At 44.6% G+C, this 26,747-nt stretch carries 27 protein-coding genes; 9 read left to right on the top strand and 18 right to left on the bottom strand.

What is annotated here, in order from left to right; translation table 11 throughout:
• Positions 1 to 211: 211 nt before the first annotated feature.
• Positions 212 to 790 (bottom strand): RNA polymerase sigma factor, encoded by a 579-nt coding sequence (locus L990_RS13005; RefSeq protein WP_047450098.1) that lies wholly within the window; start codon positions 788 to 790, stop codon positions 212 to 214.
• Between the two features lie 363 nt (positions 791 to 1,153).
• Complete coding sequence (locus L990_RS13010) at positions 1,154 to 1,402, bottom strand: DNA-binding protein (protein ID WP_047450100.1); 249 nt, start codon at positions 1,400 to 1,402, stop codon at positions 1,154 to 1,156.
• A gap of 187 nt (positions 1,403 to 1,589) precedes the next feature.
• Here L990_RS13010 and L990_RS13015 point away from each other — a divergent pair, with 187 nt between their 5' ends.
• The gene (locus L990_RS13015; RefSeq protein WP_047450216.1) at positions 1,590 to 2,474 is read left to right on the top strand and encodes a pyridoxamine kinase; all 885 of its coding nucleotides are present in this window, start codon (positions 1,590 to 1,592) and stop codon (positions 2,472 to 2,474) included.
• Here L990_RS13015 and L990_RS13020 read toward each other — a convergent pair.
• The 3 genes from L990_RS13020 to nfo all read right to left on the bottom strand — a co-directional run bounded on the left by L990_RS13020 (position 2,471) and on the right by nfo (position 5,320).
• Positions 2,471 to 3,313: a cation diffusion facilitator family transporter gene (locus L990_RS13020; protein ID WP_197057290.1), complete on the bottom strand. Its 843-nt coding sequence runs from the start codon at positions 3,311 to 3,313 to the stop codon at positions 2,471 to 2,473. The genes L990_RS13015 and L990_RS13020 overlap by 4 nt on opposite strands.
• A 198-nt stretch (positions 3,314 to 3,511) precedes the next feature.
• On the bottom strand, positions 3,512 to 4,477 hold the full coding sequence (hemH, locus tag L990_RS13025) for a ferrochelatase (protein ID WP_047450107.1): 966 nt from the start codon (positions 4,475 to 4,477) through the stop codon (positions 3,512 to 3,514).
• 3 nt (positions 4,478 to 4,480) lie between these two features.
• Positions 4,481 to 5,320 (bottom strand): deoxyribonuclease IV, encoded by an 840-nt coding sequence (nfo, locus tag L990_RS13030; protein ID WP_047450110.1) that lies wholly within the window; start codon positions 5,318 to 5,320, stop codon positions 4,481 to 4,483.
• Positions 5,321 to 5,431: 111 nt separating this feature from the next.
• Here nfo and L990_RS13035 point away from each other — a divergent pair, with 111 nt between their 5' ends.
• On the top strand, positions 5,432 to 6,229 hold the full coding sequence (locus L990_RS13035) for a DUF3298 and DUF4163 domain-containing protein (RefSeq protein ID WP_047450113.1): 798 nt from the start codon (positions 5,432 to 5,434) through the stop codon (positions 6,227 to 6,229).
• A gap of 113 nt (positions 6,230 to 6,342) precedes the next feature.
• Here the strand turns inward: L990_RS13035 and L990_RS13040 are convergent, their stop codons facing one another.
• Together L990_RS13040 and L990_RS13045 are read right to left on the bottom strand one after the other, a co-directional pair.
• Positions 6,343 to 7,122, bottom strand: coding sequence for a Rossmann-like and DUF2520 domain-containing protein (locus L990_RS13040; protein ID WP_047450115.1), 780 nt, complete (start codon positions 7,120 to 7,122; stop codon positions 6,343 to 6,345).
• Between the two features lie 162 nt (positions 7,123 to 7,284).
• Positions 7,285 to 9,204, bottom strand: a complete 1,920-nt coding sequence (locus tag L990_RS13045; RefSeq protein ID WP_052181001.1) for a DUF4914 family protein — start codon at positions 9,202 to 9,204, stop codon at positions 7,285 to 7,287.
• Positions 9,205 to 9,834: 630 nt separating this feature from the next.
• On the opposite strand from L990_RS13045, the gene L990_RS13050 reads away from it, so the two are divergent.
• Positions 9,835 to 11,118, top strand: coding sequence for a porin (locus tag L990_RS13050; RefSeq protein WP_047450118.1), 1,284 nt, complete (start codon positions 9,835 to 9,837; stop codon positions 11,116 to 11,118).
• A 29-nt stretch (positions 11,119 to 11,147) separates the two neighbouring features.
• On the top strand, positions 11,148 to 11,969 hold the full coding sequence (locus L990_RS13055) for a PstS family phosphate ABC transporter substrate-binding protein (RefSeq protein ID WP_047450121.1): 822 nt from the start codon (positions 11,148 to 11,150) through the stop codon (positions 11,967 to 11,969).
• A gap of 151 nt (positions 11,970 to 12,120) precedes the next feature.
• On the opposite strand, the gene L990_RS13060 is transcribed toward L990_RS13055, so the two are convergent.
• The 6 genes from L990_RS13060 to L990_RS20055 all read right to left on the bottom strand — a co-directional run bounded on the left by L990_RS13060 (position 12,121) and on the right by L990_RS20055 (position 18,345).
• The gene (locus L990_RS13060) at positions 12,121 to 12,597 is read right to left on the bottom strand and encodes a hypothetical protein (RefSeq protein ID WP_047450124.1); all 477 of its coding nucleotides are present in this window, start codon (positions 12,595 to 12,597) and stop codon (positions 12,121 to 12,123) included.
• A 98-nt stretch (positions 12,598 to 12,695) separates the two neighbouring features.
• Positions 12,696 to 13,202, bottom strand: coding sequence for a hypothetical protein (locus tag L990_RS13065; RefSeq protein WP_047450127.1), 507 nt, complete (start codon positions 13,200 to 13,202; stop codon positions 12,696 to 12,698).
• Between the two features lie 1,113 nt (positions 13,203 to 14,315).
• A complete protein-coding gene (locus tag L990_RS13070) occupies positions 14,316 to 16,424 on the bottom strand; it encodes a hypothetical protein (protein ID WP_047450129.1) in 2,109 nt (702 codons plus the stop codon).
• Between the two features lie 1,123 nt (positions 16,425 to 17,547).
• Positions 17,548 to 17,847 (bottom strand): hypothetical protein, encoded by a 300-nt coding sequence (locus tag L990_RS20045; RefSeq protein ID WP_156121560.1) that lies wholly within the window; start codon positions 17,845 to 17,847, stop codon positions 17,548 to 17,550.
• Between the two features lie 29 nt (positions 17,848 to 17,876).
• On the bottom strand, positions 17,877 to 18,086 hold the full coding sequence (locus L990_RS20050; RefSeq protein WP_156121562.1) for a hypothetical protein: 210 nt from the start codon (positions 18,084 to 18,086) through the stop codon (positions 17,877 to 17,879).
• Positions 18,073 to 18,345, bottom strand: a complete 273-nt coding sequence (locus L990_RS20055) for a hypothetical protein (RefSeq protein ID WP_156121564.1) — start codon at positions 18,343 to 18,345, stop codon at positions 18,073 to 18,075. Before L990_RS20055 ends, L990_RS20050 begins: the two co-directional genes overlap by 14 nt.
• 169 nt (positions 18,346 to 18,514) lie before the next feature.
• Here L990_RS20055 and L990_RS13075 point away from each other — a divergent pair, with 169 nt between their 5' ends.
• Positions 18,515 to 18,991 carry a hypothetical protein gene (locus L990_RS13075; protein WP_047450132.1) on the top strand — a complete coding sequence of 159 codons (477 nt, stop codon included), beginning with the start codon at positions 18,515 to 18,517 and terminating at the stop codon, positions 18,989 to 18,991.
• A 440-nt stretch (positions 18,992 to 19,431) separates the two neighbouring features.
• Positions 19,432 to 19,875: an Hsp20/alpha crystallin family protein gene (locus tag L990_RS13080; RefSeq protein ID WP_052181002.1), complete on the top strand. Its 444-nt coding sequence runs from the start codon at positions 19,432 to 19,434 to the stop codon at positions 19,873 to 19,875.
• Between the two features lie 86 nt (positions 19,876 to 19,961).
• Here L990_RS13080 and L990_RS13085 read toward each other — a convergent pair whose 3' ends face one another.
• From L990_RS13085 to L990_RS13105, 5 genes are all read right to left on the bottom strand, one after another.
• Positions 19,962 to 20,633, bottom strand: coding sequence for a GNA1162 family protein (locus L990_RS13085; RefSeq protein WP_047450135.1), 672 nt, complete (start codon positions 20,631 to 20,633; stop codon positions 19,962 to 19,964).
• Complete coding sequence (locus tag L990_RS13090) at positions 20,630 to 20,968, bottom strand: DUF4810 domain-containing protein (protein ID WP_047450138.1); 339 nt, start codon at positions 20,966 to 20,968, stop codon at positions 20,630 to 20,632. Before L990_RS13090 ends, L990_RS13085 begins: the two co-directional genes overlap by 4 nt.
• Complete coding sequence (locus L990_RS13095) at positions 20,968 to 21,300, bottom strand: hypothetical protein (protein ID WP_047450141.1); 333 nt, start codon at positions 21,298 to 21,300, stop codon at positions 20,968 to 20,970. The genes L990_RS13090 and L990_RS13095 overlap by 1 nt, the downstream gene beginning before the upstream one ends.
• Positions 21,301 to 21,305: 5 nt before the next feature.
• On the bottom strand, positions 21,306 to 22,190 hold the full coding sequence (locus tag L990_RS13100) for a CsgG/HfaB family protein (RefSeq protein ID WP_047450224.1): 885 nt from the start codon (positions 22,188 to 22,190) through the stop codon (positions 21,306 to 21,308).
• A 255-nt stretch (positions 22,191 to 22,445) separates the two neighbouring features.
• Positions 22,446 to 24,233: an aminopeptidase P family protein gene (locus L990_RS13105; RefSeq protein ID WP_047450144.1), complete on the bottom strand. Its 1,788-nt coding sequence runs from the start codon at positions 24,231 to 24,233 to the stop codon at positions 22,446 to 22,448.
• Positions 24,234 to 24,522: 289 nt separating this feature from the next.
• Between L990_RS13105 and L990_RS13110 the strand changes: the two genes are divergently transcribed.
• From L990_RS13110 to L990_RS13120, 3 genes are all read left to right on the top strand, one after another.
• The gene (locus L990_RS13110; RefSeq protein ID WP_047450148.1) at positions 24,523 to 25,674 is read left to right on the top strand and encodes an iron-containing alcohol dehydrogenase; all 1,152 of its coding nucleotides are present in this window, start codon (positions 24,523 to 24,525) and stop codon (positions 25,672 to 25,674) included.
• A gap of 55 nt (positions 25,675 to 25,729) precedes the next feature.
• On the top strand, positions 25,730 to 26,155 hold the full coding sequence (locus L990_RS13115) for a bacteriohemerythrin (RefSeq protein ID WP_047450150.1): 426 nt from the start codon (positions 25,730 to 25,732) through the stop codon (positions 26,153 to 26,155).
• Between the two features lie 105 nt (positions 26,156 to 26,260).
• Positions 26,261 to 26,686, top strand: coding sequence for a bacteriohemerythrin (locus L990_RS13120; protein ID WP_047450153.1), 426 nt, complete (start codon positions 26,261 to 26,263; stop codon positions 26,684 to 26,686).
• The last annotated feature ends 61 nt before the right edge of the window (positions 26,687 to 26,747 follow it).

Consider the following 26,747-nt stretch of genomic DNA (forward strand, 5'->3'; position numbering starts at 1 on the left):
GAATTTGTTGGAAATTTTCAAAAAAAAATAATGATTGACGGATGTTTGCCTGTTGTTGGTGTTTGTTTAGAAGCAACTTGTAGTGGTTAGTGTGTTGGAAGTGGTTGTTAAAATTATTAATAAGTGCAGTTATGGGGGGGACTTATCAATGTTCTGGACGCAAAGAATGGTGTGTTGTTCCGTAGAAAATTGTTGCTTGATATTTAGTGAGCTAGCAAAAAAGTAAAAAGAAGAGAATGATAAGGGAAATGAGATAGCTGCGAAGATGAAAAAGTTCAACCTGCAAGTACTTTTTGGCTCTAAAGATTTGAACTTTGACAGAACTTTCTGAAATCCCTAACTCTTCTGCTATTTCATGATTTCTTAAGCCTTCAAAAACAGATAGTTTATACACTTGGCGACATTGATCTGGCAATTCCTCAATCGCGGTCTTTATTAAAGAAATCGCTTGTTCATCAAGCTCAATATCTACGGAGTCAGAGATCAGCTGAGCTTCCATCAGCTTCATCCGCTTTTTATCTTCTACTTTTACGGACCTTAGATAGTCGACGCAGCGGTTTTTTACCATGAAAAACAGGTAGGCTCGTAAAGATTTGGTAATATTACCAATAGGGTTTTCCCATAATTTTATAAATACTTCTTGAATAATGTCTTCAGCAAGCCCTGGGCAGCATACGTAGGATTCCGCAAAAGAGAATAAGGAGTCATAGTACTCCTTGTAAAGACTCTCAAACGATTTGCGGTCTTTGTTGACTATTCCTAACAGCAGTATTTCTTCTTGTATTTCCATAGTAGAAGCGTGATATCTTCCAGACTAGGGGGCGAATATAAAAACAAAATGTAATAATCGAAACGAGAACTGGTTTTTGTTTACATTTTTTCTTGAGATGCAGCCTAATTGTCAGTGATGTAGTAGTGTCCCTCTTTTCATCCTGACATTGTATCCCATTCAGTGTTATGGTGTGTTTTCGATATGATGGTAAAATAAGCTGCAATGATAGAATGGTAACCCTTTTGAAATATCGTTTTTTAGATATACTGAGAAACTTTAATATTAAAAGAGGTGTTGTTGAATTGAAATGATCTAACCATATAAAAAAGAGGCTGCCTTCTAAGACAGCCTCTTTTCTATAATGAGAACTTTTTCTTTTTACTACGATTTTTCGTTAATAATATTCAGCGCCATGTCGAGAATTGTTTCATCGTCTAGCTCAACGACACCGCCGCTAGGCCCTTTTTCAAGATGAATACCAACAGTTTGTCCGAAGTTGTAGTTAGCACCGCCAAAGTAATTACGAACAGTTTCGTCTGAAACATTCAAAGACTCGGCGATGCGATGTATGCTTCCCTCAGGAAGGCTGTCTTTGATCATTCTGAGTTCGTTAAAAGTCATCGTTCTCATAACCCTTATTGTTTAGTTTGGGAATTGGGGTTCTTAACAGCAGTCAATTTATAAATTTTTTTTCATGAAAAGAAATCTTTAAGAGGATATTAAATTAATTTTAATAGGAATTAATCATCTAGTTTTTATTCAACTAGTTATAATGGTAGAAACAGTTGATTATATTTGGAGAAAATTTCAAAAAATTATGTTTTCAAATCCGGTTAAGCGAGTTGCTGCGGTTCACGACATGTCTGGCTTCGGGCGGGTGTCGTTAACAGTTATAATACCAATACTTTCCTCGATGGGGGTACAGGTTTGTCCCCTGCCTACAGCCATATTGTCTACCCATAGCCAGTACGAAGGCTTCGAGTTTGTCGATCTCACGGCAAATATGCAGCCAATTATCGACCACTGGAAGCGCCTTAAGCTCCGCTTCGATGCCATTTATAGCGGCTTTCTAGGTTCCGCGGCACAAATAGACATTGTGGCAAGGTTTATTGATGATTTTAGGGACGAGAATATGCTCGTGGTGGTCGATCCGGTGATGGGGGATAATGGGAAGCGCTATACCTCTATTAGCCCCGAAATGGTTTCGGAAATGCAGATGCTTGTTCGCAAGGCCGACATCATTACTCCAAACCTTACGGAAGTTTTTTTGCTGTTAAATGAGCCCTACCGTACCAACGTATCGGACGAGGAGATTCGCCAATACCTGCTTCGTTTGGTCGACATGGGACCTAAAATTGTTGCAATAACCAGTATTCCCACCTCCGATAATCTTAACACCTCTGTAATTGCCTACAATAGCGAGGATGGACGCTTCTGGAAGGTCTCTTGTAGCTATCTTCCCGCAGCTTTTCCAGGTACGGGAGATACGTTTGCAAGCGTTATTGTGGGTTCAATACTCCAAGGCGATAGCTTACCTATAGCGTTAGATAGGGCTGTAAACTTTGCTTCGTTGGGAGTCCGAGCAACTTTCGGATATCCTGGAAAACCGCTCGAAGGTATTATGCTCGAACGGATACTGCCCTCGCTAAGCCAAGCTGTGCAGCCAACAAGCTACGAGATCTTGAATTGGGAAAATCACTAGTCACATTTTTCGCAGGTCTCGTTCTCGAACTCAATCTCGGTAGTCAGGTGGTTAACTTCTAGCGCCTCCGTAATCTCTACGATTTGGCGCTTTAGGATCACCTGCTGTGCCGCTGTAAACTGATGCGAAACCACAACATGTATGGTTGCAATGTGGTAGTTTCCATCCATCGACCATACGTGAATGTCATGCACATCCTTCACGTGCTCTAGCTCCATGATCCGTGCTTTTATCTCGTCAGCGTCAACGTCATCAGGAGCCGTTTGCATGAATATTTTAAAAATGGAAGATAGATTTCTGAAAACATTGTAAAGGATGTATATCGTTATTCCCAGCGACATTATAGGATCGATGATAGTCCAGCCTGTTAGCTTTATCAGTACGCTTCCAACCAGCACGGCAGCCCATCCTAGCAAATCCTCCATAAGGTGAAGCATGATAGCGCGCTTTGATAGCGTCGACGATTCGGATTTTAGGCGAAATACGGCAACCCCGTTAAAGAGGATTCCAAGAACCGCAAGCAGAAGCATTCCGTTGGTGTTTAGCGGTTCTGGAGCAAGCAGCCGGGGGATGGCTTGGTAAAGCACCACCGTCGATCCGGTAAGAAGTATTATGGTGTTGATTAAGGCAGCAAGCGGGGAGTAGCGTTTGTACCCGTACGAATATTTTTTATCGCGCCCCTTTTTGGCAACCTTTTCAAGGTAGATGGAGGCACCAATCGCTGCGGCATCCCCCATATCATGTATGGCATCCGAAAGAATAGCCGTTGAGTTGGTGTAAATTCCACCAATAAACTCTATGATGGCAAATCCCCCGTTAAGAAAAAACGCTGTTTTCATTCCTTTTCCAGAATGACTATGGTCGTGGTGCCCATGGTTGTGGGCATGTGTATGTTCGTGCATGTGCTTTTTCTTGGGAAGTTACAAAAATGTGGAATGCTACAGCTACGGATGATCCATTTATAGGCTATTTCCGATCTTACTCCTCAATGGGTTGACTGAAAAAAGGTAAGCCCGAGATGGAAGTTTAGAAAACGCTTATAATTCGCGACACATTTCGGCTAGCGCTGCCGCCCAGTCGTCGCGATCGTTCAGGCAGGGGGTGTACTTAAAGGTTTCTCCACCCGATTTCATGAAGATATCACGCGCCTCAACGTCTATATCCTTTATTGTTTCAAGATTGTCGGCAACAAAAGCAGGGCTAATAATAAGCAGCTTCTTGATTCCTTCCGAAGGAAGCTTCTTAAGGATGTCGTCGGTTGATGGTCCTAACCAACTTTTACCAATAGCCGATTGGTAGGAGACTCCATATTGAGTAGCCATTCCGATCTTCTCTGCTACTAGTCGTGCGGTTTCCTTTGTTTGAAACTCGTAGTCAACATCCAGCCGCCTTTCATTTGTCACTTTCCCAATTGATTTGCGAAGATGCCTAAGCGGGATGCTGTGGTACGAGAACTGAACCCAATCGTACTGGCTTAAATCAATTCTCTCGAAAAGGTTGGTAAGCGCGTTGATGTATCGATCCTCCTTAAAGAAGGGTGGTAGCGTTCTGTATTTTAGCTGTTTTGCTTCAAGTATCTTCTGGGCATGTACCATTGCACTTTCGTACGACGACATCGCGTAGTGTGGGAAAAGCGGTACAAGCAATATCTCTGAGAGGTTCCCCTGTTTGGTTGTCAGCCTATCAATGGCCGCCTCAACGGTTAGGGAACCATACCGCATAGCAACTTCGCAGGGCATATTTAAATGCTGTTCTACCTTGCAGGCTAGCTTATGCGAGTATACGATTAGCGGCGATCCCTCGTTGGTCCAAATTGTTTGGTAGGCTTTGGACGATTTATACTTTCTGAATGGGATAATTATTCCTTTTACGAGAAGCGTTCGCTGGATTATTGGTAGGTCTATAATCCTTTCGTCCATTAGAAACTGGGAAAGGTAGTGCCCCACATCGTTTGGCGAAAACGAATCAGGGCTACCTGTATTAATAAGTATGACTCCTTTCATTGGTTAGATGAAGCTGTAAAGAAGTTTTATCTCTTCGGCCCAACGCTCTTCGTTAGGTGTTTCGAGAATTAGAGGGATGTTGTCGAAGCGTGCATCCTGCGCAATAAACTTGAAGGTATTTTTACCAAGAAAACCATCCCCAATGCTTTCGTGCCTATCCACCTTGCTTGCGAGCGGTTTTTTTGTGTCGTTGAGGTGCATTCCTTTTAAGTAGCCGAAGCCCACAACGGCGTCAAACTCCGCAAATGTTTTAGTAAAAGCCTCCTCTGTTGCTAAGTCGTAGCCAGCACTAAAGGCGTGGCAGGTATCTATGCATACTCCAACTCTCGATTTATCCTCTACCAAATCAATGATATATCGAAGTTGCTCAAACTTAAAGCCTAGGTTGCTTCCTTGACCAGCCGTATTTTCAATAACAGCAGTAACTCCAGCTGTCTTTGCTAGTGCTAGGTTTATCGATTCGGCAATGGTGCGGAGGCATGTCTCCTCATCAACTTTGCCCAAATGGCTTCCTGGGTGAAAGTTGAGGCGATCTAAGCCCAGCTGTTCGCAGCGCATCATCTCGTCCAAAAAAGCTTCACGCGATTTCGCTAGCGCCTCCTCCTCTGGATGCCCTAGGTTGATGAGGTAGCTATCGTGAGGGAGTATTTGAGCCGCAGTGTAGCCAAACTTGCTGCAATTCTCCTTAAATGCGTCTATCGATTTCTGCGAAAGAGGTGCCGATTTCCACTGCCTTTGGTTCTTGGTAAATAAGGCGAATGCTTTTGCGCCAATGCTATGCGCGTTAACTGGTGCATTCTCAACACCTCCCGATGCGCTGACGTGAGCCCCAAAATACTTCATGCTGTTTTTATTTCGAAATTACTACTTAAAGCGTTAGAAAACTATAAAATGGGAAAAATAGCGATCTCCCAATAGCCCTTTATGCTATATTTGATTAACTAAAACCCCTATATGAGACTAATTGTTTTGGCTTCGGCCCTGTATACATCAATTTTAACGCTGTTTTCTTGCAGTAATGTAAGCGGCGGAGATGGCGAATCAGCGAAGGATACGTTAAGTTACTCCTACAAAACAGCCTCTTTTGTGCAGGCTGATAGTAAGATTACGGACTCCTCGTTGCTTTTCCGTTCAAAAATTATTTACCCCGAGTTTGACTTTAAGTCGAATGTGGCGCTTAAAGATAGCGTTGGTCACTTTATCTCCTTTTCGGTGTTTAGAGGATTTGCTTCGGCGTCCGAGGCTACCAAGGCTTTTGTTGACGAGAGCATCGAGCAAACGAAGGGTATGGAAGGTATGTCTATGATGGGGTGGGAGAGCAACGATAGCGTTTCGGTGGTTACTAATTCCTCCAAGCTGCTTTGCTTAAAGGTTTCTCACTACTCTTTTACGGGAGGTGCACATGGAAATCCGTCAGAAACGTATGCCAACTTTAGCACAAGCACCGGTAAGCGGCTGACCTTTCAGAGTATTGTGGAAGATGGGAAAATCTCCGCGCTCAAGGATGTTAATGTTGCATATCTTAAGAAGTTAAGAAACGTAAGTGCCGATAGCACTCTCGAGGATGCCGGGCTATTTGTGAAGGGAGACGACCTGACAATTCCTTCATCCTTTGCGCTTACCCAAAAGGGACTTCTGATATCGTATAACTACTACGAGATAGCACCATATGTGGATGGGGTAATTGCCTATACCATCCCTTTCGATTTATTAAAGGGGATTCTGAAGGCCGACTATATTCTAGAAAAGTAGATAAGCTATTGTCATAACGAAAGGGCTGTTCAAATTTTTGGACAGCCCTTTCTTATTTTTTAGCCATTGTTTAAGACGGCTTTATTCTAATTATTCAGGGTAGACTTTGTTGGCTACTCGAATTTTCTCATGATCTTCTGGGAAATAGAGGCGTACAGATCCTTTAAGTCGGGACGGTTTTTAAGATACTGCTCATGAAGGAATATGGTGCGATTATCGCTTCGGCGAGCAGGTCCTGTTTGTACGCTTATGGGGTTGTCCGACTCTATGGCTTTGGTTACGGTTTCCTCTATTAGCGGCTTTAGCTCGGCAATGTTTAGCCCCTCGTGCTCGAGAATCTCGTTGGCGCAGGCTAGCATAAAGTTGGTAAAGTTGCAGGCAAACACGGCTGCAACGTGTATTGCCTTTCTCTTTTCAGAGTCGAGCCAGTCCCAGTTGGCTTCCAACTCTTCCACCAGCTTAATAAGCGTGCGTTTTAGGTGCTCATCTTCGGCTTCGAGGTAGAATGGAATTTCGCGGAGATCGATTATGCGGTTACGCGAAAAGGTTTGTAGTGGATACAGAACACCCACCATGCGCGCATTTTCGCCAAAAACATCCACCGAAGTGGAGCCCGATGTGTGTACGATAGGAGCTTCGGGCGAGATTCTCTTTAAAAGCTCCTTGTAAACCTCCTCGATTGCCTTATCGGTTACGGCAATAATATATAGGTCTGCATTTTTATCGCACTTATTGATGGCGACAACCTTCACCTTTAGCTCTAATCCATCCGCAATATCTTTTGCCTTTTGAGGATTACGAGCTGCAATTTCCACCTGGTACCTTGTGGTGGTAGTTATTCCGTAAGCAAGATTGGTGGCTACAGCTCCAGAGCCAACTATGACGATTTTCATAACGGTTTTAAATGATTATCAGAAAAAGCAAAGATAGAAAAGTATGCGAGAACTCACCTTTTATGGTTGATGTTTTGACCTCGATCGACCACAATTGATCGCTTTTAGTTTTGAAAAAAAAAGGCTGCCCTCTCGGACAGCCATCACCTATTAGAAGTTGCTCTACTTCTGTGGCACCGGGCTGTGATTTGCCATCGGTAGGATTGAATTGTACTCTTCAACTGTTGCATCGTTTAGGCATGCCTCAATAATCTTACGTCCTAGCGGTGATAGTCCCGGACGTAGGTACTTCTTAACCTCCTTCTTAAAGAATTCGTTAAGGATGGCATGACCTTTATCGTAACCTTCAAAGCCAATTTCAGGTTGCTTGTACACCTTCAAGAAGCGAGAAGGAATCTTTGAACCTTCGATGGTTAGGTAGTTTAGCTCGTAGCCAAGCAGCGACGAGCGTGCGGGTTGATACTGGTCGCTACGTAAGCTTACATTTCCGCGGCGGGTTAGGTATTCGCGCATGAATAGCTGTGGCTTAAAGCCAACCTTCCACGCCCCAATATGCTGGTTAGGCGCTAGCGTATACTCTACCTTTGGTGTGCTAACAATTTGATCTAGGAGCATGTTGGCATGCTGAACCATTTCGCCTGTTGCGAAAGGCCAGTACGAGCCAACACCTTCAGACTCCATGGCCGCATTCGACGAGCTCGAAATGCTCGGGTTGGCATATCCTCTTGGTGCCACCAAGCGCCATAGCCACGCTAATGCTGGTGGAAGGATATGGAATATTCCGATAATTCCGTACGAAGGATCTTCGGCAGTACATGGAGGAGTGCGCACGCCAAAGCTACGTACGTCGATGCTTACTGCTTGGTCTATGGTATTTGGAACGATAGTACGTGGAACAACAACGCGAGGGTTTGGACATCGCTTGCCGGGCTCATCTTCGATGTGATCCCAAACTAGCGCAGTGCATCCTGGCTTCGATTCCACATTCAGGAATAGCAGCGGTGTCGATGGCTTGATGGTTAGCTTCTCGAGGAATGGATCGTCGCCATACTCCTTAATGCTATCCACACGAATAAACCAAGAGTTCTCTGCGTCAACCAGCGTTAGCTTGCCGTTACCTTTATTTAATGAGGGGTGGCAAAGCGCCATATCGTCGGTTACTGGGCGGAACTGGCAGAACATAGGAATCGTAATCATACGTTTTTCCTTGGTTAGCAGGTTCTCTCCAATTAGGATTTGTCCGTCTGGCTCGCGTAGTATGTGCTGGTGCATTTCGCTCTTACCTCCACCGCTTGCACCTTCGTGCATAAAGGTGGTTACGTTGTCGTAGGGGCTAATGGCCAGTACGGTGGAGCAGTGGGTGGTAATCCAGTTTTCCTTTTCACCTTTATCTAGCAGAACACTGTAAAGCCCCTTCTTGGCGCTTGGCCCTGGGTAAAGGTTGAATGAGAATATTTCGTGAAGGTTATCGACCCTATTGTGAACCACCACCTGCTTGCCCTCGAAGTGGGTGTGGCGGAAGGGTGGTGCAACGTAGATTACCGAATCGAGGCTAAATGAGGCGTCAACCTTATCGACTGGAACAATTTGCTGAAGCATGGCCAACCCCATTGCAAAGAAGGCTGCGTTGGTTGGGCATATGGCAATGCCGCCTGCTCCAATGTTTTCGTAGCCTGCAAAGTAAAAGAATACGGCTAGCTCTTGGTCTTTCAGCCACTCCTCGGTTTCCGCTCTAAGTACAGAGAAATCGTATCCGTACTTATCCTTAAATCTAACTTTATCGGTAGGCTTGTCGTCAGCAATTGCCATGGTGTTAGGGTCGCGGCGGCGCATGTACGCCTCGGTGTAGTTGGCCGAAATACCGTTGGTAACCCGGTTTACTACCGCTTCTGTATATAAACCCTTTCCCGGAACCTCATACTTTACTTCAAAAGTATCGTTTTCGATTCCTCCTGTTGATGCCGCAGCTAACTCCTCTACAGTATTAAAAACTTTAATACCCTTGCAGTTGCTTATGACATCGATTAGGCTCGCTGAGAGTCGTACGCCTTTACTCTCCAAAGTTTCTAACAGATTTGTCATCCTATTTTGATTTAATTCAACCAAGCTAACGAGCAATGTGGCTTACAATATATCCTTTTACATCCTTGTCGAATACATAAATTTCTCTAAAACGTCTTAAACAAAATTGCCAATTGCCTCTTCAAAAAATATCGAGTAGTACAAACTACCCCAAGTTAGTTTCGACGAAAGTATCAAAAAAAGGTATTCACAACAAGTTAATAAGCTTCCATTATGCATACTATTGTTAAAAGATTAACAAGGCGCTATGCCATATACCTTTAGGATGCATAAAATCTGTAGTTGCCGATAAATCTCTGATATTCTTGCCGTATGTTAATACAAACGGCCTACCTGTAGGCTCCAAAAGGAAGGTTTGGTGGTCGACTTGTTGTGTTGGGCGAGGGGAGTTGCGGCCCGATATGGCTATGAATGAAAAGGAAGCAGGTGCGATGCCTTTTTATGCAAATCCGCCTGGCCGTATTGGTGGAGTAGGGGGCTTTTTTCAAAGCTAAGTAAATATTACCACCTCTTAATGCACAATACACAAAACTCGGTTGTTGTTTAATGTAAACTTAATTGGCATGTTAGAGCAAGTTAACACGCTACCCCGAAATTTGCCAATGAAGATAACTCGCAATAACTCATATTATGAAGACATTGAAACCTGCTATAGCTGTAGCTTTAGGTTTACTGGGTAACGCCGCTTTAGCGCAGGATCATCAGATCTCCCAAAAGCTTGATTCCCTCTCGAAGGAGGTCTCCCTGCTAAAGAAGCAGACCTCCATCCTCTCCAACCTAAAGGTGAGCGGATACATCCAAGCCCAATACCAAAAGGCCGATACCTTAGGCGCTCAATCCTTCAACGGCGGGAATTTTGGCAAAACGTTAGACAACCGCTTTGCTGTTCGTAGGGCACGAATCAAATTTGCTTACGATCTAGGGTTTGGCTCGGCCACCCTGCAGCTCGATGCCACAGAAAAGGGTGTTGGGGTTAAGAATGCCTACATCACGCTTGTGGCTCCATTCGATAAGGCGCTATCGCTAACAGGTGGTATCTTCGATAGGCCCTTTGGCTATGCCATCGAGTACTCTTCGAGCGCCATGGAGGTGGTGGAACGTCCCATTGTTTACCAAATGCTATTTCCTGGCGAGCAAGATTTAGGCGCCATGCTCGCATACGCCCCCTCTTCCGACTCGCCCCTTAAAGGGCTGGTGCTAAAGGCGGGTCTTTTTAATGGTAACGGTATAAATACCGATGTCGACAAGTATAAGGATCTTATTGCCAAGATATCGTACAGCGGCTTTAACCTCGGCAAGTCCGTAAACCTGAATGTGGGTGCTTCGGCCTACCTGGGGAACGTCTACAACCCCACCGCATCGTTCTACGAAATGGTAGAGGAAAGCGGTGTGAAAGGGTTTAAGAAGGAAACAAAGGAGGTAGGGGCAAAGAATACCCGTAGGTACCTAGGCTTTGATGCCCAGCTATCGGTAAAAACGCCAATAGGAAAGACCCAGCTTGTATCGGAATACCTCTTTGGCAAGCAGCCCGGGAGCGCAACCTCCTCAAAAAGCCCCGACTACTCGGTGCTACCTGCTGCCGACGGCTACCTCCGCGAGTTCTCCGGATTCTACGCCACCCTTATCCAGCAGATATATAAGGTATCGGTATTTGGCCGATACGAGGTGTACGACCCCAACACAAAAATAGAGGGCAACCAAATTGGGATGTCTGGCTCTGGACTAAAGGAGGCCAATGCGGCCGACCTTAAGCTGCATACCACCAGCTTGGGCTCCTTCTACGAGCCTACCCGAAACATCCGCATAACCGCCCAGTACGACTTTAACAGGGCCGAGAAGACCGATAACGGCAAGTTCTCGGTGGCTGGGTTGAGGTGCAACGTTTTTACGCTGCGACTTCAGTATAAATTTTAAGAGACTAAAAACTTTATAAAAACACAACAATGAAAAAATCACTTTTTGTACTTGCAGGAGTTTTGTTGATTTCTCAGGTAAGCTTCGGACAAAAGATTTCGGCAAAGGGTAGCGATACGGTTCTTCCGTTAGCACAGAAGGAGGCCGAGCTGTACATGAACACTACAAAAGGAACAAACGTATCGGTAACCGGTGGCGGTTCTGGTGTTGGAATTGCCGCGCTAATGGACGGATCAACCGACATCGCCATGTCTTCTCGTGCGCTTAAGATGGACGAAAAGATGAAGTTTAAATCGGCTGGAAAGGATTACACCGAAACGCTGATTGGTTGGGATGCGCTGGCCGTAATCGTTAACCCCTCGAATAAGGTTGCAAAGCTAACCCGCCAGCAGCTCGAAGATATCTTTACCGGAAAAATCACCAACTGGAAAGATGTGGGCGGTGCCAACCTTAAGATTGTGGTTTACTCGCGCGAGTCGAGTTCTGGAACCTACGAGTTTTTTAAGGAGCATGTTATGAGCAAGAAGAACTTTGCCAACAACGTGCTTAGCATGCCTGCAACTGGCGCAATCATCCAGTCGGTTAGCCAAACAAAGGGAGCCATTGGCTACGTTGGGTTGGCCTACCTAGAGCGTAAGGTAAAGGCCGTTGCGGTGGCTTTCGACGACAACAAGTTTGTAACCCCCAGCTTTGCCAATGCCCACAACGGAACCTACCCCATTGTACGCCCGCTGTACTTCTTTAACCTAAAGCAGGCCGATGCCAAGGTGGCCCCATTTATTAAGTTCATTAAATCGGGCAAGGGCCAAGCCGTAGTAAAGGAGGTTGGCTATATTCCAATTAAAAAGTAGCACCTACCATAGCAAAGGCCATCGCAGGGTGGCCTTTTTATTTTGTTGGCTATTGGTTGCTAAGCCTAAACGGTATCTTCTAAGTTGGGCGTTCTCCCCGTCAGTGCGTACTGGCTGGGCTACCTACTCGATTGGAGGTATATTGCTTTTATTAATCACTAATTTCAAATATTCTATAAAAGTCTTTTAGTAGCTTGTTTCTCTTTCTAATCGTAAATAAAATTGGAGTAAACATAAACAATAAGAATGTATTGACGAGAAAATAGACTTCTGGCTCAATATTTTTGCCATTATCAATCAGTATTAGATTGATAAAAATCAATCCAAGAGCAGGCATAATTCTGATCCATAAGTATCCAAACCAAATAGGTTTAATATTTAATGAAACCTCAGTAGTTGTTTTTTCTTTCGATTTCAGGGTTCCTTCAAATATGTATGGAATAGGAAGTAGAATTGCATTTTTAGTCAATCGAAAAGCGGAGTTGGTATACTCTCCGTAAAACTTCTTTCTTGTCTTTCCGAACATTGTAAATACGGCAATAGGAGTTCCTTTTATTTTAGGGTCACCAACTTTAGTGTTTTGTTCTAATCGTTTTATGAAATCTGATTTGTTTAGTTTTGAAATCATTTCTGTTGTTTACTATTTATTTTTTAAGTTGGTTATGCTGTCCGTTAGGGGTTGCTGGCGGGGCAGCCTACTCGATTGGTGGCAGTAATTTCTCGTCGTCATTTCGTCAAAATTTCTTTTGTTATTAAAATAGAAAAAACAACCGACAAGAGTATCCAAAATATTATGGCATATTTACTAAACAGTCTCATCACATACCTAGCAGATTTTTTGTTTACTTTTTTTGCGTACTCATCAGAGTCAGCTCGAAGAAATGAACAAAGTTCAAAGTCAAATTTCAATTGCTTTTCTATCTTTTTAATTGCATTTTCATAATATTGAATTCTCAACAAAGTACTATTTTGGATGTGATTCCAAACCCAAGAAATTGAAATTCCAATTATAGAAATAAGGAGTCCAACATAAATTGTTCGTTCCTTGTCTGCCGAAATAATACTAACAAACAAAACTGAATTTGTAGTCCAAAATGCACCAGTTATACTCCATAGAACTTGATCTTGTCCTGTCCGTAAATTTGAAAAGTTCTGCAATAGTGTTATTAATTCCGTCCTGTCAAATTTTGATTCTTTAACTTTGTTAGTTGCTAGATTAGAATTATCTGTCATATAGCTTTTGTTTATGTAAAAGTCAAATTTGTAATTCTCGATTAGTTATTTTGCTGTCCCGATATTATTGCCGCCAACATCTCAGTAATCGCACCTACCTGCAATTATCCCGCATACCTGCAACTCCTACTAAGTAGGATGCCGCTCCCAATGTAGCCAAAATCTCGCAACGTTATGCCGTACCGTTCCCTTTTTGCGTAGGAATTGCGCGCTTATTGGTTGGTTTACTACTGTGCTGCGCTAAGCTACCTAAGCGTTGGGGGTGTGTAGCCTCCGCTCGCTGTAACCCGCCCAACGAAGCAGGGTAGGGGTAAGCCTATACCCCCCCAGCTTTGCCAATGCCCACAACGGAACCTACCCCATTGTACGCCCGCTGTACTTCTTTAACCTAAAGCAGGCCGATGCCAAGGTAGCCCCATTTATTAAGTTCATTAAATCGGGCAAGGGCCAAGCCGTTGTAAAGGAGGTTGGCTATATTCCAATTAAAAAGTAGCACCTACCATAGCAAAGGCCACCGCAGGGTGGCCTTTTTATTTTGTTGGCTATTGGTTGCATCTGAACGTGCTAGCATCATATCCGTAATCGCTCTTATTCTACGCAAAATATGCGTAGAATACGGTTGGTAATCACCGCACGACTCTCTTTAAATGCCGTACCGCTCCCTTTTTGCGTAGGAATTGCGCGCTTATTGGTTGGTTTACCACTGTGGTGCGCTAAGCTACCTAAGCGTTGGGGTGTGCAACCACCGCTCGCCGCAACCATCCCAGCTAAGCAGGGTAGGGCTTAGCCTATAACCCCCAGCTTTGCCAATGCCCACAACGGAACCTAGCCCATTATACGCCTGCTGTACTTCTTTAACCTAAAGCAGGCGGATGCCAAGGTGGCCCCATTTATTAGGCTCATTAAATCGGGCAAGGGCCAAGCCGTTGTAAAGGAGGTTGGCTATATTCCAATTAAAAAGTAACACCTACCATAGCAAAGGCCACCGTAGGGTGGCCTTTTTATTTTGTTGGCTATAGGTTGCTATGGCTAAACGGCATCTGGTAAGCAGGGTGCGCTGCCCGTTAGTGCTTACAAGTGGGATGGCTTGCTGGATTAGTCGCAGTAATTTGTTTAATTCTCAATAGTTTTTAAGAATTCAATAGTTTTTTCATTTATTACTCGTAATCTGATTTCATTATATGAGACGCCAAGTTGCTCATGTATCTTAGTAGGATCAATAAAATATTGAGTGCCTTCCAAATACAATACTTTACTTTTTATTAGTGCAGCCAGCACTTTTTTACCAACAGAGTATCCAGTCACTCTTTCATCCTCTATTTTCTCTTTAAAACGCCCCATTCGTCCTTTACTATGGGATCTAAATAATACAATTATTTTTCTAAGTTTTAAATATTTTTCCTTCAACATAGGATCTAACTTTGTTAAAGTATCACTATTCAAAAAATTATCGGAGAAAGGAAATTCAGGACGTTCTAACGAAATGATTTGAAATTTTTGATTTTCGTTAAGATGATTTAATACAGTTGGATTTTGCCCTTTAGAATAATCAATTTTACATTCGTCACATTCGAAAATTACACCAACAGAATCTTTAATACCTTTTTCTATAATAAATTCGCTTGAATTAATTATTATTCTATGACAATTGATAGTTACAGGTGATATTAATTCACAGCGGTTACCATCAAGTAATATGTTTATTGGTGAGTTTATGGAGGCATTTGATATAGAATTACCGAGATACAAATCAGTGTTTTTATCTACAAACATTTCGAAATTGTATTGATCTTCTCTATCACTTAACTCAAACTCAACATCGCAAATTACGTGTTCATCTGAACAACTTTTTTCTTCAATATTAATTGATGAATATGCAAATTTATCATCTAGTGATTTTAATGAACTATACAGATAAGGGAAAAAACTACTTTCAATATTTTTTGCACTATCAAGTTTATGGTAAATAAAGAATAACATAAATGCGTCTTTGTACTTTAGTTTCAAATACTCGTAAACTGATTCTTTGTAAATTGGATTTAATATTAATCTTGCAATGATGTAACTTTCAAAAACTGCATTTTGAATTTTAGAACCTTCTAAAAATGGATGTTCTTTTATCCAATCTGCAATTTTTTCTTCATATTGGCCGTTAAATTGAGCATCTTCTGTTAAGCTAATAGAGAAAGATTTGGTTAATTGCAAATGAAGAAGTCTTGCACATTGTTCGTCAATAGAATATGCTTTATCATTTACCAATTCGCAAAACATTTCATCTCTATGTTTTAATAAATTTGGCAAAAGTTGCTGCTTTATTTTTTCTTCTTTATCCCTTTGCAAAATGTATTCAACAATCGAAATTATTAAATCAATACCCTTATCTTCCTTTTGAGATAATTCTTCAAAAAGTCCTTTGTAATTAGATTCTTTTTGCAATAATTTTGTGATTGACAACAGAACTGGGGCATAACCAATAAAGGATTTATATTGCTTTTTATTTACCTCTGATTGACTTTGAAAAAAACCTTCAACTGATTGAATGATAAAATCTCTTAAATCTTTATATTGCTGAATATACCTTTGTTCATTTATTTGCTTATCAATAAATTCTTTTGCTTGATCAACTGTAAATGGTTCAATACTTAAAAGTTTGGCGTCAATATTTTTATCGTCAAAATAAAACATGCAATGTTCCATTACCTGAGTTCTACCAAGCAAAATAAAAGGAGTTCCTTTTGAATCTGAACTTATCTCAACTATTCCGTCCAAAAAAGAATTAAAACCTTGAACAGTTGTTTTAATATATCCCTCGTCTAATGCATCTATTATCAGTGTAGATTGGCCTGTTTTTAATTTCTCAACAAATTTTCCAAGTTCTATATGACCTAAACAATCGAAAAACAAGCCAGTCAAAGAATTACTTGCAACTGGATTGTGATTGCTTAAATTAAAAATTGGCATTTTTAAACTTGCTGATAAGTAATTTGTCAATTCACTTTTTCCTGTTGCTCCAGCCGCGGATATGAGTATTACTTTTGGCTGATTTCCTTGTGGTACATTGCTAATTAATTCACTAAATAATGGTTGTACATATTTAGTATTTAATGTTTCATTTATGGAAAATGAAGGGATATTTTTCTTTATTGTTTTTGCATCAAAGGGAACAAATTCACTTTTTATAGAATTTTCCAATCTAAAAAGGCTAAGAGATTCATTACTCATTTCAATCTGTATTTTGTTTGTTTTATGTTAATATTAATCACAGTGGGCGTTTTTTATTATTGCAACTAACATATGTATCTGCACTTAACCACGATTACCTACACACTACCTGCAGCTCCCGCTAAGTACAATTAGGCTTCGAAAGTAGCTAAAATCTGGTAACGTTAAACAGTGTTACGGTTTTTTTGTCTAGTCATTAGGTATCCTTCAGCTGCAGTGGTCTATCGGTATGCTTCGTTATGTAGTTTTACCCCTGTGGTGCGTCAACCTACTAAAACGTTGTGGTTGTATAACCCAAACGTCGGCATATTTTGACGAAACGACGCCTTAAGTTGACGAACGGATGGGGTTATGTAACCCCTCGGTTGTGGTTGTTTGACGGAACGATGGGGTAGATTGACGGAACGATGGCTATCGGAACCCCAACAATGCGTCAATTAACCACATCGTTTGGGTTAGGTAACCGCATCGTTGTGGTTGTATAACCCCGTCGTTGTGGTTGTATAACCCCGTCGTTGGGGTTGGGTAACCGCATCGTTTGGGTTGGGTAACCGCATCGTTGGGGTTGGGTAACCCCGTCGTTGGGGTTGGTGAACCCCAACGTTGCGTCGAATTATATAAAACGTTCGGTTAGGTAACCCCAACGTTGTGGTTGTATAACCCCAACGTCGGCATGTTTTGACGAAACGTTGCCTTAATTTGACGAACCGATGGGGTTGTATAACCCCTCGGTTGTGGTTGTTTGACGGAACGATGGGGTAGATTGACGGAACGATGGCTATCGGAACCCCAACGATGCGTCAATTAACCACATCGTTTGGGTTAGGTAACCGTATCGTTTGGGTTGAGTAACCGCATCGTTGGGGTTGGGTAACCGCATCGTTGGGGTTGGTGAACCCCGTCGTTGGGGTTGGTGAACCCCAACGTTGCGTCGAATTATATAAAACGTTCGGTTAGGTAACCCCAACGTTGTGGTTGTATAGCCCCAACGTCGGCATATTTTGACGAAACGTTGCCTTAATTTGACGAACCGATGGGGTTATGTAACCCCTCGGTTGTGGTTGTTTGACGGAACGATGGGGTAGATTGACGGAACAATGGCTATCGGAACCCCAACGATGCGTCAATTAACCACATCGTTTGGGTTAGGTAACCACATCGTTGGGGTTGAGTAACCACATCGTTGGGGTTGGGTAACCACATCGTTGGGGTTGAGTAACCACATCGTTTGGGTTGGGTAACCACATCGTTTGGGTTGGGTAACCACATCGTTGGGGTTGAGTAACCACATCGTTTGGGTTAGGTAACCACATCGTTTGGGTTGGGTAACCACATCGTTTGGGTTGGGTAACCGCATCGTTGGGGTTGGGTAACCGCATCGTTGGGGTTGTATAACCCCGTCGTTGGGGTTGGTGAACCCCAACGTTGCGTCGAATTATATAAAACGTTCGGTTAGGTAACCCCAACGTTGTGGTTGTATAGCCCCAACGTCGGCATGTTTTGATGAAACGTTGCCTTAATTTGACGAACCGATGGGGTTAGGTAACCACATCGTTGGGGTTGAGTAACCACATCGTTGGGGTTGGGTAACCACATCGTTGGGGTTGGGTAACCACATCGTTTGGGTTGGGTAACCACATCGCTTGGGTTAGGTAACCACATCGTTTGGGTTGAGTAACCACATCGTTTGGGTTGGGTAACCACAACGTTTGGGTTGGGTAACCGCATCGTTTGGGTTGGGTAACCGCATCGTTGTGGTTGAGTAACCGCATCGTTGGGGTTGTATAACCCCAACTTTGGGGCCCAGAACGTGTCCCGAGGAGGCGCTTACCGTTTTGGAGGGGTGATGGTGGGTGTTGGCGCGGTGCGGTGGCGTTGGGATGCCCCGCATTTTCCCTAAAATACCAACACTAGCTAACATACGCCATTTAATGGCATCTGGCCGTGCTTTGCGAATATCATCGTATAACTACTATAGGACTAGACGTATAATGAGCCTATCGGTAAATAAAAAGATGTAAAAATATTTTGTATGTATGTGAATAATTGCTAATATTGAAATTATTTGTGTCAACTAATATTTTACTGCAATGGAACAAAATGTAATTACAGATCTTTTGACCGAAGAGGAAAAGAAGACCATTCAAAAAGCCTTAAACGATATTATAGGTATTGTAGACAGTAAGCTACCCGATTTAAAGGGGAGTGATCGTCGCTACTATGGGTCGATTAACGAGCAGAATAAGCTGTTAGTTAACAAGGCTAGAGAGGTGGTAAAGCTTAATCCGCAGCTGGCTCCGGCCGAGGTAGATTGGGTGGAGTTCGAAAAGGATTACCTGGCACGTCACTTTTACGAGGATGTGCTGCTGCTGCTGACCAACATCACCAGTAGAGTAGAGAGCGCTAAAATGATGCACGACTACGATAACTACAACGATTCGTTGGTTCTGTACAACTATATTGATTTTAAGCGTCGTTCGGCAACGCCCGGCGCAGAGTCTAGCTACAATGCTCTTCGCGAGTTTTTTTCACGTTCACGTAAAACCGATAAACCAGATAACAACTAATGTATATTTAACCCAAGACACAAATATAGATCCCCTAGCCGCAACGCTAGGGGATTTTTCGTGCGGTAAACCTAGGTTTATGGACATCGTTCCGATAATCACCAATCGCGGGTAGAGGCGCATTGCATCGTTCGGCGAAGGCTCCTGCCTTCGTCGATTCTATCCTTGCAGGCTGTAGCCTGCAGTAATATATTCTGTAGAGGCACAGCCTCTACAGAACGGTGCGTCTCCCTTAACCGCCGTCTCCCTTAACGGCATCTCAGGTCTATCCTTGCATGCCTCAGCCTTCCCTTTTGCACCATCCATATAGTTCCATCCATCTTTAGTAATGCCATATTGACATGGTGGCGTTTGTTGTTTTGACAAAATGGCGTAAAAATAGCGATGGCATCCGATTTGAAACGATAGGGGTATAAAACAAATATAAAAAGGAGGTAATTATGTTACTTAGAAGAATAGATGGAGCGGATGCTTTTCCACGATTCATTAAGGAGGTGCTAGATGGCGGTGCTGCCCGCTGCAACGAGGCTTCGTGCCAACCAGCCGGTGCTGTAAGGCCTGCGGCCAACATCGTAGAGGGCGCCAGCGCCTTTAGGGTAGAGCTGGCTGTTCCGGGCTTTGCGAAGGAGGACTTTAAGATCGACTTGAACGAGGAGGTGCTGGTTGTTACCGCCAGCAGGGAGGCCAAGGAGGAGGCTAAGGACGAGAAGCTGGTGCGCCGCGAGTTTAGCGTTGGCGCCATAGAGCGCAGGTTTATGCTTCCGAAGGATTTGGTTGATAAGGATGCCATCTCGGCCAAGTACGACAACGGGATACTAACCATCGCCATCCCTAAAAAGGAGGAGGTAAAGAGCGCCGAACCTCGGTTAATTGCGGTGGAGTAGGGTACGCTGCTGATGGCTGGGGCTGCCAGCCGTAAAGCATAAGGGGCTGTCTCGGATTCGAGACAGCCCCTTTCTGTTCTATGCTGCTAGTAGCTGTTTTGTAGGTTGATGGTAAACTCCTTTTGTAGGGCCGGCGTATCGGCATCCTTGTCGAAGTTGGGGCTGTACTTGCCTGTGGGCATATCGCCAAAGGTATAGTAGTTGCAGCTTCGTCCCACCGAAATCTCCTTGGTTAGCGCGGTGGCAATCATGCTTCCCACAATATTACCTAGGGCGTTGCCGGTGTTAACGTTGTTCGATAGGGTGATGTTGCCCTTACGGTTAAAGAGGATCTCGTCGGTTTTGGCGCTCTTTAGGATGTACTCGATGCTTACGGTAACCTGTCCGGCAATGGTGGTCTTTCGCCAGTCGTGGATGATGGTAAAGAGCACGGCATCGACCCCAAAGGCGTCGCCAACGCGCTTCATGGAGTTGTTAAGCAGCAGCTCCGAGTCGTACACGCTCTCCTCCTTCATGATTTCCATGGAGAGGAGCGGAGGCATAACGTAGTATCCCTTTTCGGCAATAGGTACGGTAAGCGAGCTGTAAAAAAGCTCCTTGGCCTCCACCTTGGTGCTCTTGTTGATGGGCGGAAGGGCTAGTATGGTTATCGGTCTCTCGCGGTACAGCTGGCTGTAGGTCTCCCTTTTGGGGGTTAGCGTAGACGAGCAGCTCGCAAGCAGTAGGCCCATTAGGGCCGCTATAAGTATCTTTCTCATTGTTCTGCTCGTTTTATGATTCTACCAACAAATACGGCCGACTCGGGGTAGTAGGCAATCTCCTGCTTTAGCAGGGCAATTCCCTTTTCCTTTTCGCCCTTTTTGAGGAGCAGGTAGCCGTAGTCGGCGCAGATGCCCGGCGCGGGGCGGTTGCTGGTGCCGGGGTGCTTAATTATTTTTTCGTACACCTTAATGAGTTCGGCTAGGCTTTTTTCGTCGCTGGTTTTGGTGTAGCTGTACACGGCGTCGTCGTACCCGCTCCAGTTGTAGAGCTGCGACGATGTGCACGAGCCGAGCAGTAGGGCTAGGAAGCCAAGTAGTAGGGTAGGTTTCATTATAGCACTATCTTTTTAGTCTCCTGTAATCCTAAGAATACGGCCTGCTCGTAAATGGTTTGGCCATTCTTTAGCACCTTAATGGTGTGCTTTCCGGGGGTGATGGTAATTGGCTTTGCCTGCAGCTGCTTCTTTGTTTTGAATACCTTCTCCACCAAGATGGGCGTGCCGTTGTCTACCACCACCGCAATGTTTTCGCGGTACTCGTCCTTATCGGTGGTAATGAGTATGAACGATTCGTTTTCCTTACCTGCCGATAGCGTTTGGTAGGTGTTGCGGCAGCCTACCATGGTGGCTGCTGCCAGTACAAGCAGAATGATATATTTTTTCATGGTTCCTATTTTTTCTGGGTTACATAGTAGCTGTCGAGCTTGGCGGCGTCTACGCTACCTTCGGTAAGCGTGGCGATGGATATTTGCTCTTCGGGTAGGTTGCCGGTAGTTTGGATAACCTTTAGCTTACCGATGGCCTTTCCGGGCAGCTCTATCAGCAGCCCTGTTTGTGGGTTTTTCACCTTTTTACCCTTCTCCATAACCACAAATTCGTCGCCCGCTGCAATGCCTTGGGCTTCTCCGCCCGATACGATGTACGAGCCATCCTCTACGCTAAGGATGTAGGCCTTCCAGGGGTTGTTGGTACATTTGGTGATGATGTTTTCTACGAGCTTGGTTATGGCTGCCGAGATGGCCTTATCGGAAAGGGTGGCGTCAAAGTCGGCGCTCTTGCCAAAGCCCATCACCTGCTTGTCGGTGGTTTCGGCCTCGCCTTTAGCCTCGCCGCTGTATATTACTAGCCCGGTCGATACGTCAACCAAGCGGATGCTTACGCCGGCCTCTACAACCTGCTTCTTGCTGCTCGAGAATAGCTTCTGCTCTCCGATGTTCTTGCGTCCATACTCGGTTATCGATCCGATAATAAGGAAGTCGGCTCCGATCTTTTGGCTAACGCCGCCGCCGGTGTTTAGCTCGTTCACAATCTTATCGTAGTCCTGGCGCTCTATTAGCAGAAACTTATCGGTGCTGGCCAACCTTGTCGAGAGGATGTCGGAGGCCTGCTTGCCCATTGGGTCGTTGGTTTTGTCGTAGAATACGCTTTTGGAGTACTGCGTTTCGTTGGAAAAACGTCCGATGGCAACCTTTCTTTTCAGGCTTTTTTCTTGAGAGAATACCTGAAAACTTACGGCAACCATTAGGAGCATTAGGGTGATAGATCTGATTTTCATGGTACTATTTTTGTGTTTTAACATTATTACTGGCTTCAATGTTCTACGGATTTAGCTTTCGAAACTCACTTTATAAGTTATGAATAAATCTCGTTTAATATGTAGAGGCCGAATATCTTTTTTGTACTTGTTTTTTTAGCCTAAAAGATGGCGGTTACATGCAATAAGTTGCATGCAAAAATAGAAAAAGAGGATAAGACGCTTGGTCTTATCCTCTTGCAATATGGGTGGTTTACCCTATTTTTTCTACACTTCTTAAATCTTTTGTGTTTTAGCTTCGAGCCAAGCTAGCTCCTTGCCAGCTAGATGCGGCGATAGCGCGTCGAATACCATCTCGTGGTAGCTGTTTAGCCACTCTATTTCGGAAGGGGTTAGCAGTTCCTTCTCGATAGGGGTGGTATCGATGGGGCATATCGTAAGCGTTTCGAATCGCTCGAAGGTGCCAAACTCGTTGCTGTGGAATGGAACGCAAAGGATGAGGTTCTCCGTTCTGATGCCGTACTGCCCGGTGCGGTACATGGCTGGCTCGTTGGATGTCACCATACCAACCTTTAGCGTTACGGGGTTTTCCTGCATTCTGATGCTTTGAGGGCCCTCGTGTACGTTAAGGAAGTGGCCTACGCCGTGCCCTGTTCCGTGCCCGTAGTTGATGCAGTGCTGAAGCAGCGGTCCACGGGCAAGAATGTCGAGCTGCGAACCGCGTGTGCCTGCTGGGTAAACGGCCATCGATAGGTCTATGGTACCCTTAAGCACTAGGGTGTAGTCTACCTTCTCCTGCTGGGTAGGCTTGCTTAGGTGGATGGTGCGGGTGATGTCGGTGGTGCCAGTTCTGTACTGTCCGCCCGAGTCGATAAGCAGGAAGCCCTCTCTGCGAATCTCCACATCCGTTTCGGGGGTGGGGAAGTAGTGCACAATGGCGCCGTGCTCCTTGTAGCCCACAATGCTTCCAAAGCTTTCGCCCATAAAGTCGGCCGATTGAGCTCTGAATTCGCACAGCTTCTTGGCTATAACGCATTCGGTAACCTTTCCGCTATCCAGATTCTCGTCTAACCAGCTAAAGAACTTCGCTAGGGCAACGCCATCTGCCACCATTGCCTTTCTAAACCCTTCTATCTCCACCTCGTTCTTAACCCCCTTTAGCGAGGTTACCACGCCGTTGACATCGGCATCGTCTATTATGTTGATGCTGTTTGCCTGCAGCTTTTTGCGGATAAGGATGTTGGTTTTGCGGGGATTGAGGATAATGTTATGGGTAATTTCTACCTGGTCGATAAACTTCTCGAAGTTGTCGTAGGCGCTTATCCGCACTCCGTTTGCCTCAAGCGTTTGAAGATCCTCGTTGCTCAGCTTTTCCTTGTCGACAAAAAGGGAGGTGCTGTTCTTGTTTACGGCAGCATAGGCCAACGCTAGCGGGTTGTACTCTATGTCGGCACCTCGGAGGTTGAAGAGCCAGGCCACCTCGTCGAGGGCGGTTACCAGAAAGATATCCTCCTTCTTTAGCTTGGCGGTTCGAACCACCTGCTCTATCTTCTCGGAGATGGTGAATCCGGCTACGCTTTGAGGTAGTATAAAGGCCTTCTTTTGTGGGAAGGCTGGGCGGTCGGCCCATACGTGGTCGAAAATATCCTCTACTATTTTAAGGCCTATTGGCTTTATGCTTTGGCTTATGCGGTGGTATTCTGTAACCGAAAATAGCCGTCCATCTAGCCCCACGCAGCCATCGGGTGCCACCATTTCGATAAGGTACTCCTCGATGGAGGGCACGTTGGGTAGCCCCATTCGCATCAGCTCGATGCCTGTGCCGCTAAGCTGCTGCTCGCCTTGAAGGAAGTAGCGGGAGTCGGTCCACAGGGCAGCCGATGTTTTGGTTACCACCAAGGTGCCTGCCGAGCCGGTAAATCCGCTAAGCCATTCGCGGCACTTCCATCTGTCGGCCACATACTCGCTGAAGTGGGGGTCGTTGCTAGGAACGATAAGCGCCTCTATCTTATGGTCGGAAAACCTGCGGCGAACTTCGGCTAGACGTTCTACTATTTGTTTCATACGGATACATTTTTTACGTGGATGTATATGCTTCGAGGTTTACTTATTAACGTTTAAACCTCTGTATCATGCCATTTTATTGGGTCGAAGATGGTGCTTCAACAGCTACTAAATGTAGTAATTATTGCGAATTTAAGGTGCATTTATTCCGATTTATCCCTTTTAAAAAGTTAACTTAAAAGGAGGGGGCAAGTGCCAAAACCTGATAAAACCTTATTTTTCGCAAAATGCACATTAAATAAGTTGCCGAATTGATATCTTAGCCTACCATAAATAACAATTGCAAGCAATGAACAACTTCGAATTTTATAATCCTGTAAAGATTGAATTTGGGAAGGGTGCTGTCGAAAAACTTCGCGAGCTAATTCCTGCAGGTAGCAAGGTGATGATAACCTACGGAGGAGGAAGCATCAAAAGCAATGGCGTGTATAGCGATGTATGTAAGGCTTTAGAGGGCTTCTCGTATACCGAATTTGGCGGCATAGAGCCTAATCCAACCTACGAAACGTTGATGCAAGCTGTAGAAAAAGCACGTGCTTTTGGGGTGACTTTTTTGCTTGCAGTTGGTGGTGGATCTGTACTCGATGGCACCAAGTTTATTGCCGCAGCTATTCCTTTCGAGGGCGATCCTTGGACCATTCTTAAGCGTGCAGCCGTTAAAACGGCTATTCCAATGGGAACGGTGCTTACGCTTCCTGCTACCGGGTCTGAAATGAATTCGGGTGCGGTAATCTCGCGTAAGGAAACCAAGGAGAAGTTTGCGTTTAGCACACCGCTTACCTTCCCCGTATTCTCAATTCTCGATCCAGAGTATACCTACTCGTTGCCAACCAATCAAATTGTAAATGGTACGGTAGATGCCTTCATTCACGTAATGGAGCAGTACTTAACCTATCCCAGCGCTGCGCTTGTGCAGGACTACTGGGCCGAGGGGCTGCTTAAGGCGCTTGTCGATTTAGGTCCAAAGGCGTTGGCAAACCCTACCGATTACGATGTTCGGTCTAACTTGATGTGGGCTGCCACCATGGCCTTAAACGGTATAATTGCGGTTGGCGTTCCTCAAGATTGGGCAACCCACATGATTGGCCACGAGCTTACCGCATTGCACGGCCTTGCGCACGGAGAAACTCTTGCTATTGTATATCCCGCCATGATGGAGGTGATGTTCGAGCAGAAGAAGGAGAAGATGGCGCAGTATGCCGAGCGCGTTTGGGGAATCACTGAAGGCGGTGCCGACGAAAGAGCGCGTAAGTCGATTGCCAAGACCGAGGAGTTCTTTAAATCTCTTGGGATTAAAACTCACCTAAAGGAGTATGGCATTGGAAATGAAAGTTTCGAAACGATTTGCACCCGTTTTACGGAGCGCCGTTGGGTTAAGATGGGAGAGCGAGGCGAGCTAACTCCAGAGCTAGTTCTAGAAGTGTTGAAAAAAAGTTTATAAGCATAAAGGGGAGCATAGCCGCTCCCCAATCTTAATTCGGTTTAACGAGGGAATTATGGCTAATTTAGATACCTATATCTTCATAAAATGGTCCGATAGCGACTATTCGACTGGTATTAAAACAATAGATGACCAGCACAAGCAGCTGCTTTCGCTGATCAACGAAATCTACCAATCCTTCTTGGATTATAAGCATTTGGAGGTTACCTCAAATGTTCTTGAGCGGTTGGAGGAGTATGCAACCTACCACTTCGCATTTGAGGAGAAGATCTTTAAGCAGCTCGACTACGAGGATATGGATAGCCATATCGAGTCTCACCGGGCATTCTTTGAGAAGATACAGGAGTTTAAGAGGCAGATGGCTGCGGGGAATGACGTTACGTTTGGAATTACCAACTACCTACGCGAGTGGCTCCGTACGCATATCCAAAAGGAGGATAGAGCCTACGCTCCTTTATTTCTAAAGTCAGGTATAAACTAAAACCAATTTGGGTTTAGGTATGGATCGGTTTGATTTTTTGAACCGATAGTTAGTGTATTGCCCTAAGGCAGCCGATTAACCTTATCAAAAATCTTTTATAACAATATGGAAAAAGCAAACCGCTATGTTTTTATCAAATGGGATGATGCCAGCTACTCCGTTGACATAAAAACCATTGATGATCACCACAAGGTGCTGTTGGATTTAATAAATGATATTTATGGCTCCTTTATGGAGAAGAAGCATGCCTCTGCCACATCCGAGATCTTGGCAAAGCTGGAGGATTATGCTCGTTACCATTTTGCCTTCGAGGAGCGTATTTTTGCCCAAATAGGCTATGCCCTTCGTGCCGATCATATAAAGGAGCACCGGGCATTTACCGATCAGATTAAGCTTTTCAAGGAGCAGATGGCCTCTGGTTTTGATGCCACCTTTGGCATTAGCAACTACCTGCGCGACTGGCTTCGCAACCACATTCACAAGGAGGATAGGAAGTACGCGCCGCTATTTAAGCAGGCGGGTATCGTATAGCGATAAAAAAAGAAAAGAGCTAACCTCACGGTTGGCTCTTTCTCTATTATTATTGTGCGAT

The sequence above is a fragment of the Alistipes sp. ZOR0009 genome, assembly GCF_000798815.1.
Classification (GTDB): domain Bacteria; phylum Bacteroidota; class Bacteroidia; order Bacteroidales; family ZOR0009; genus Acetobacteroides.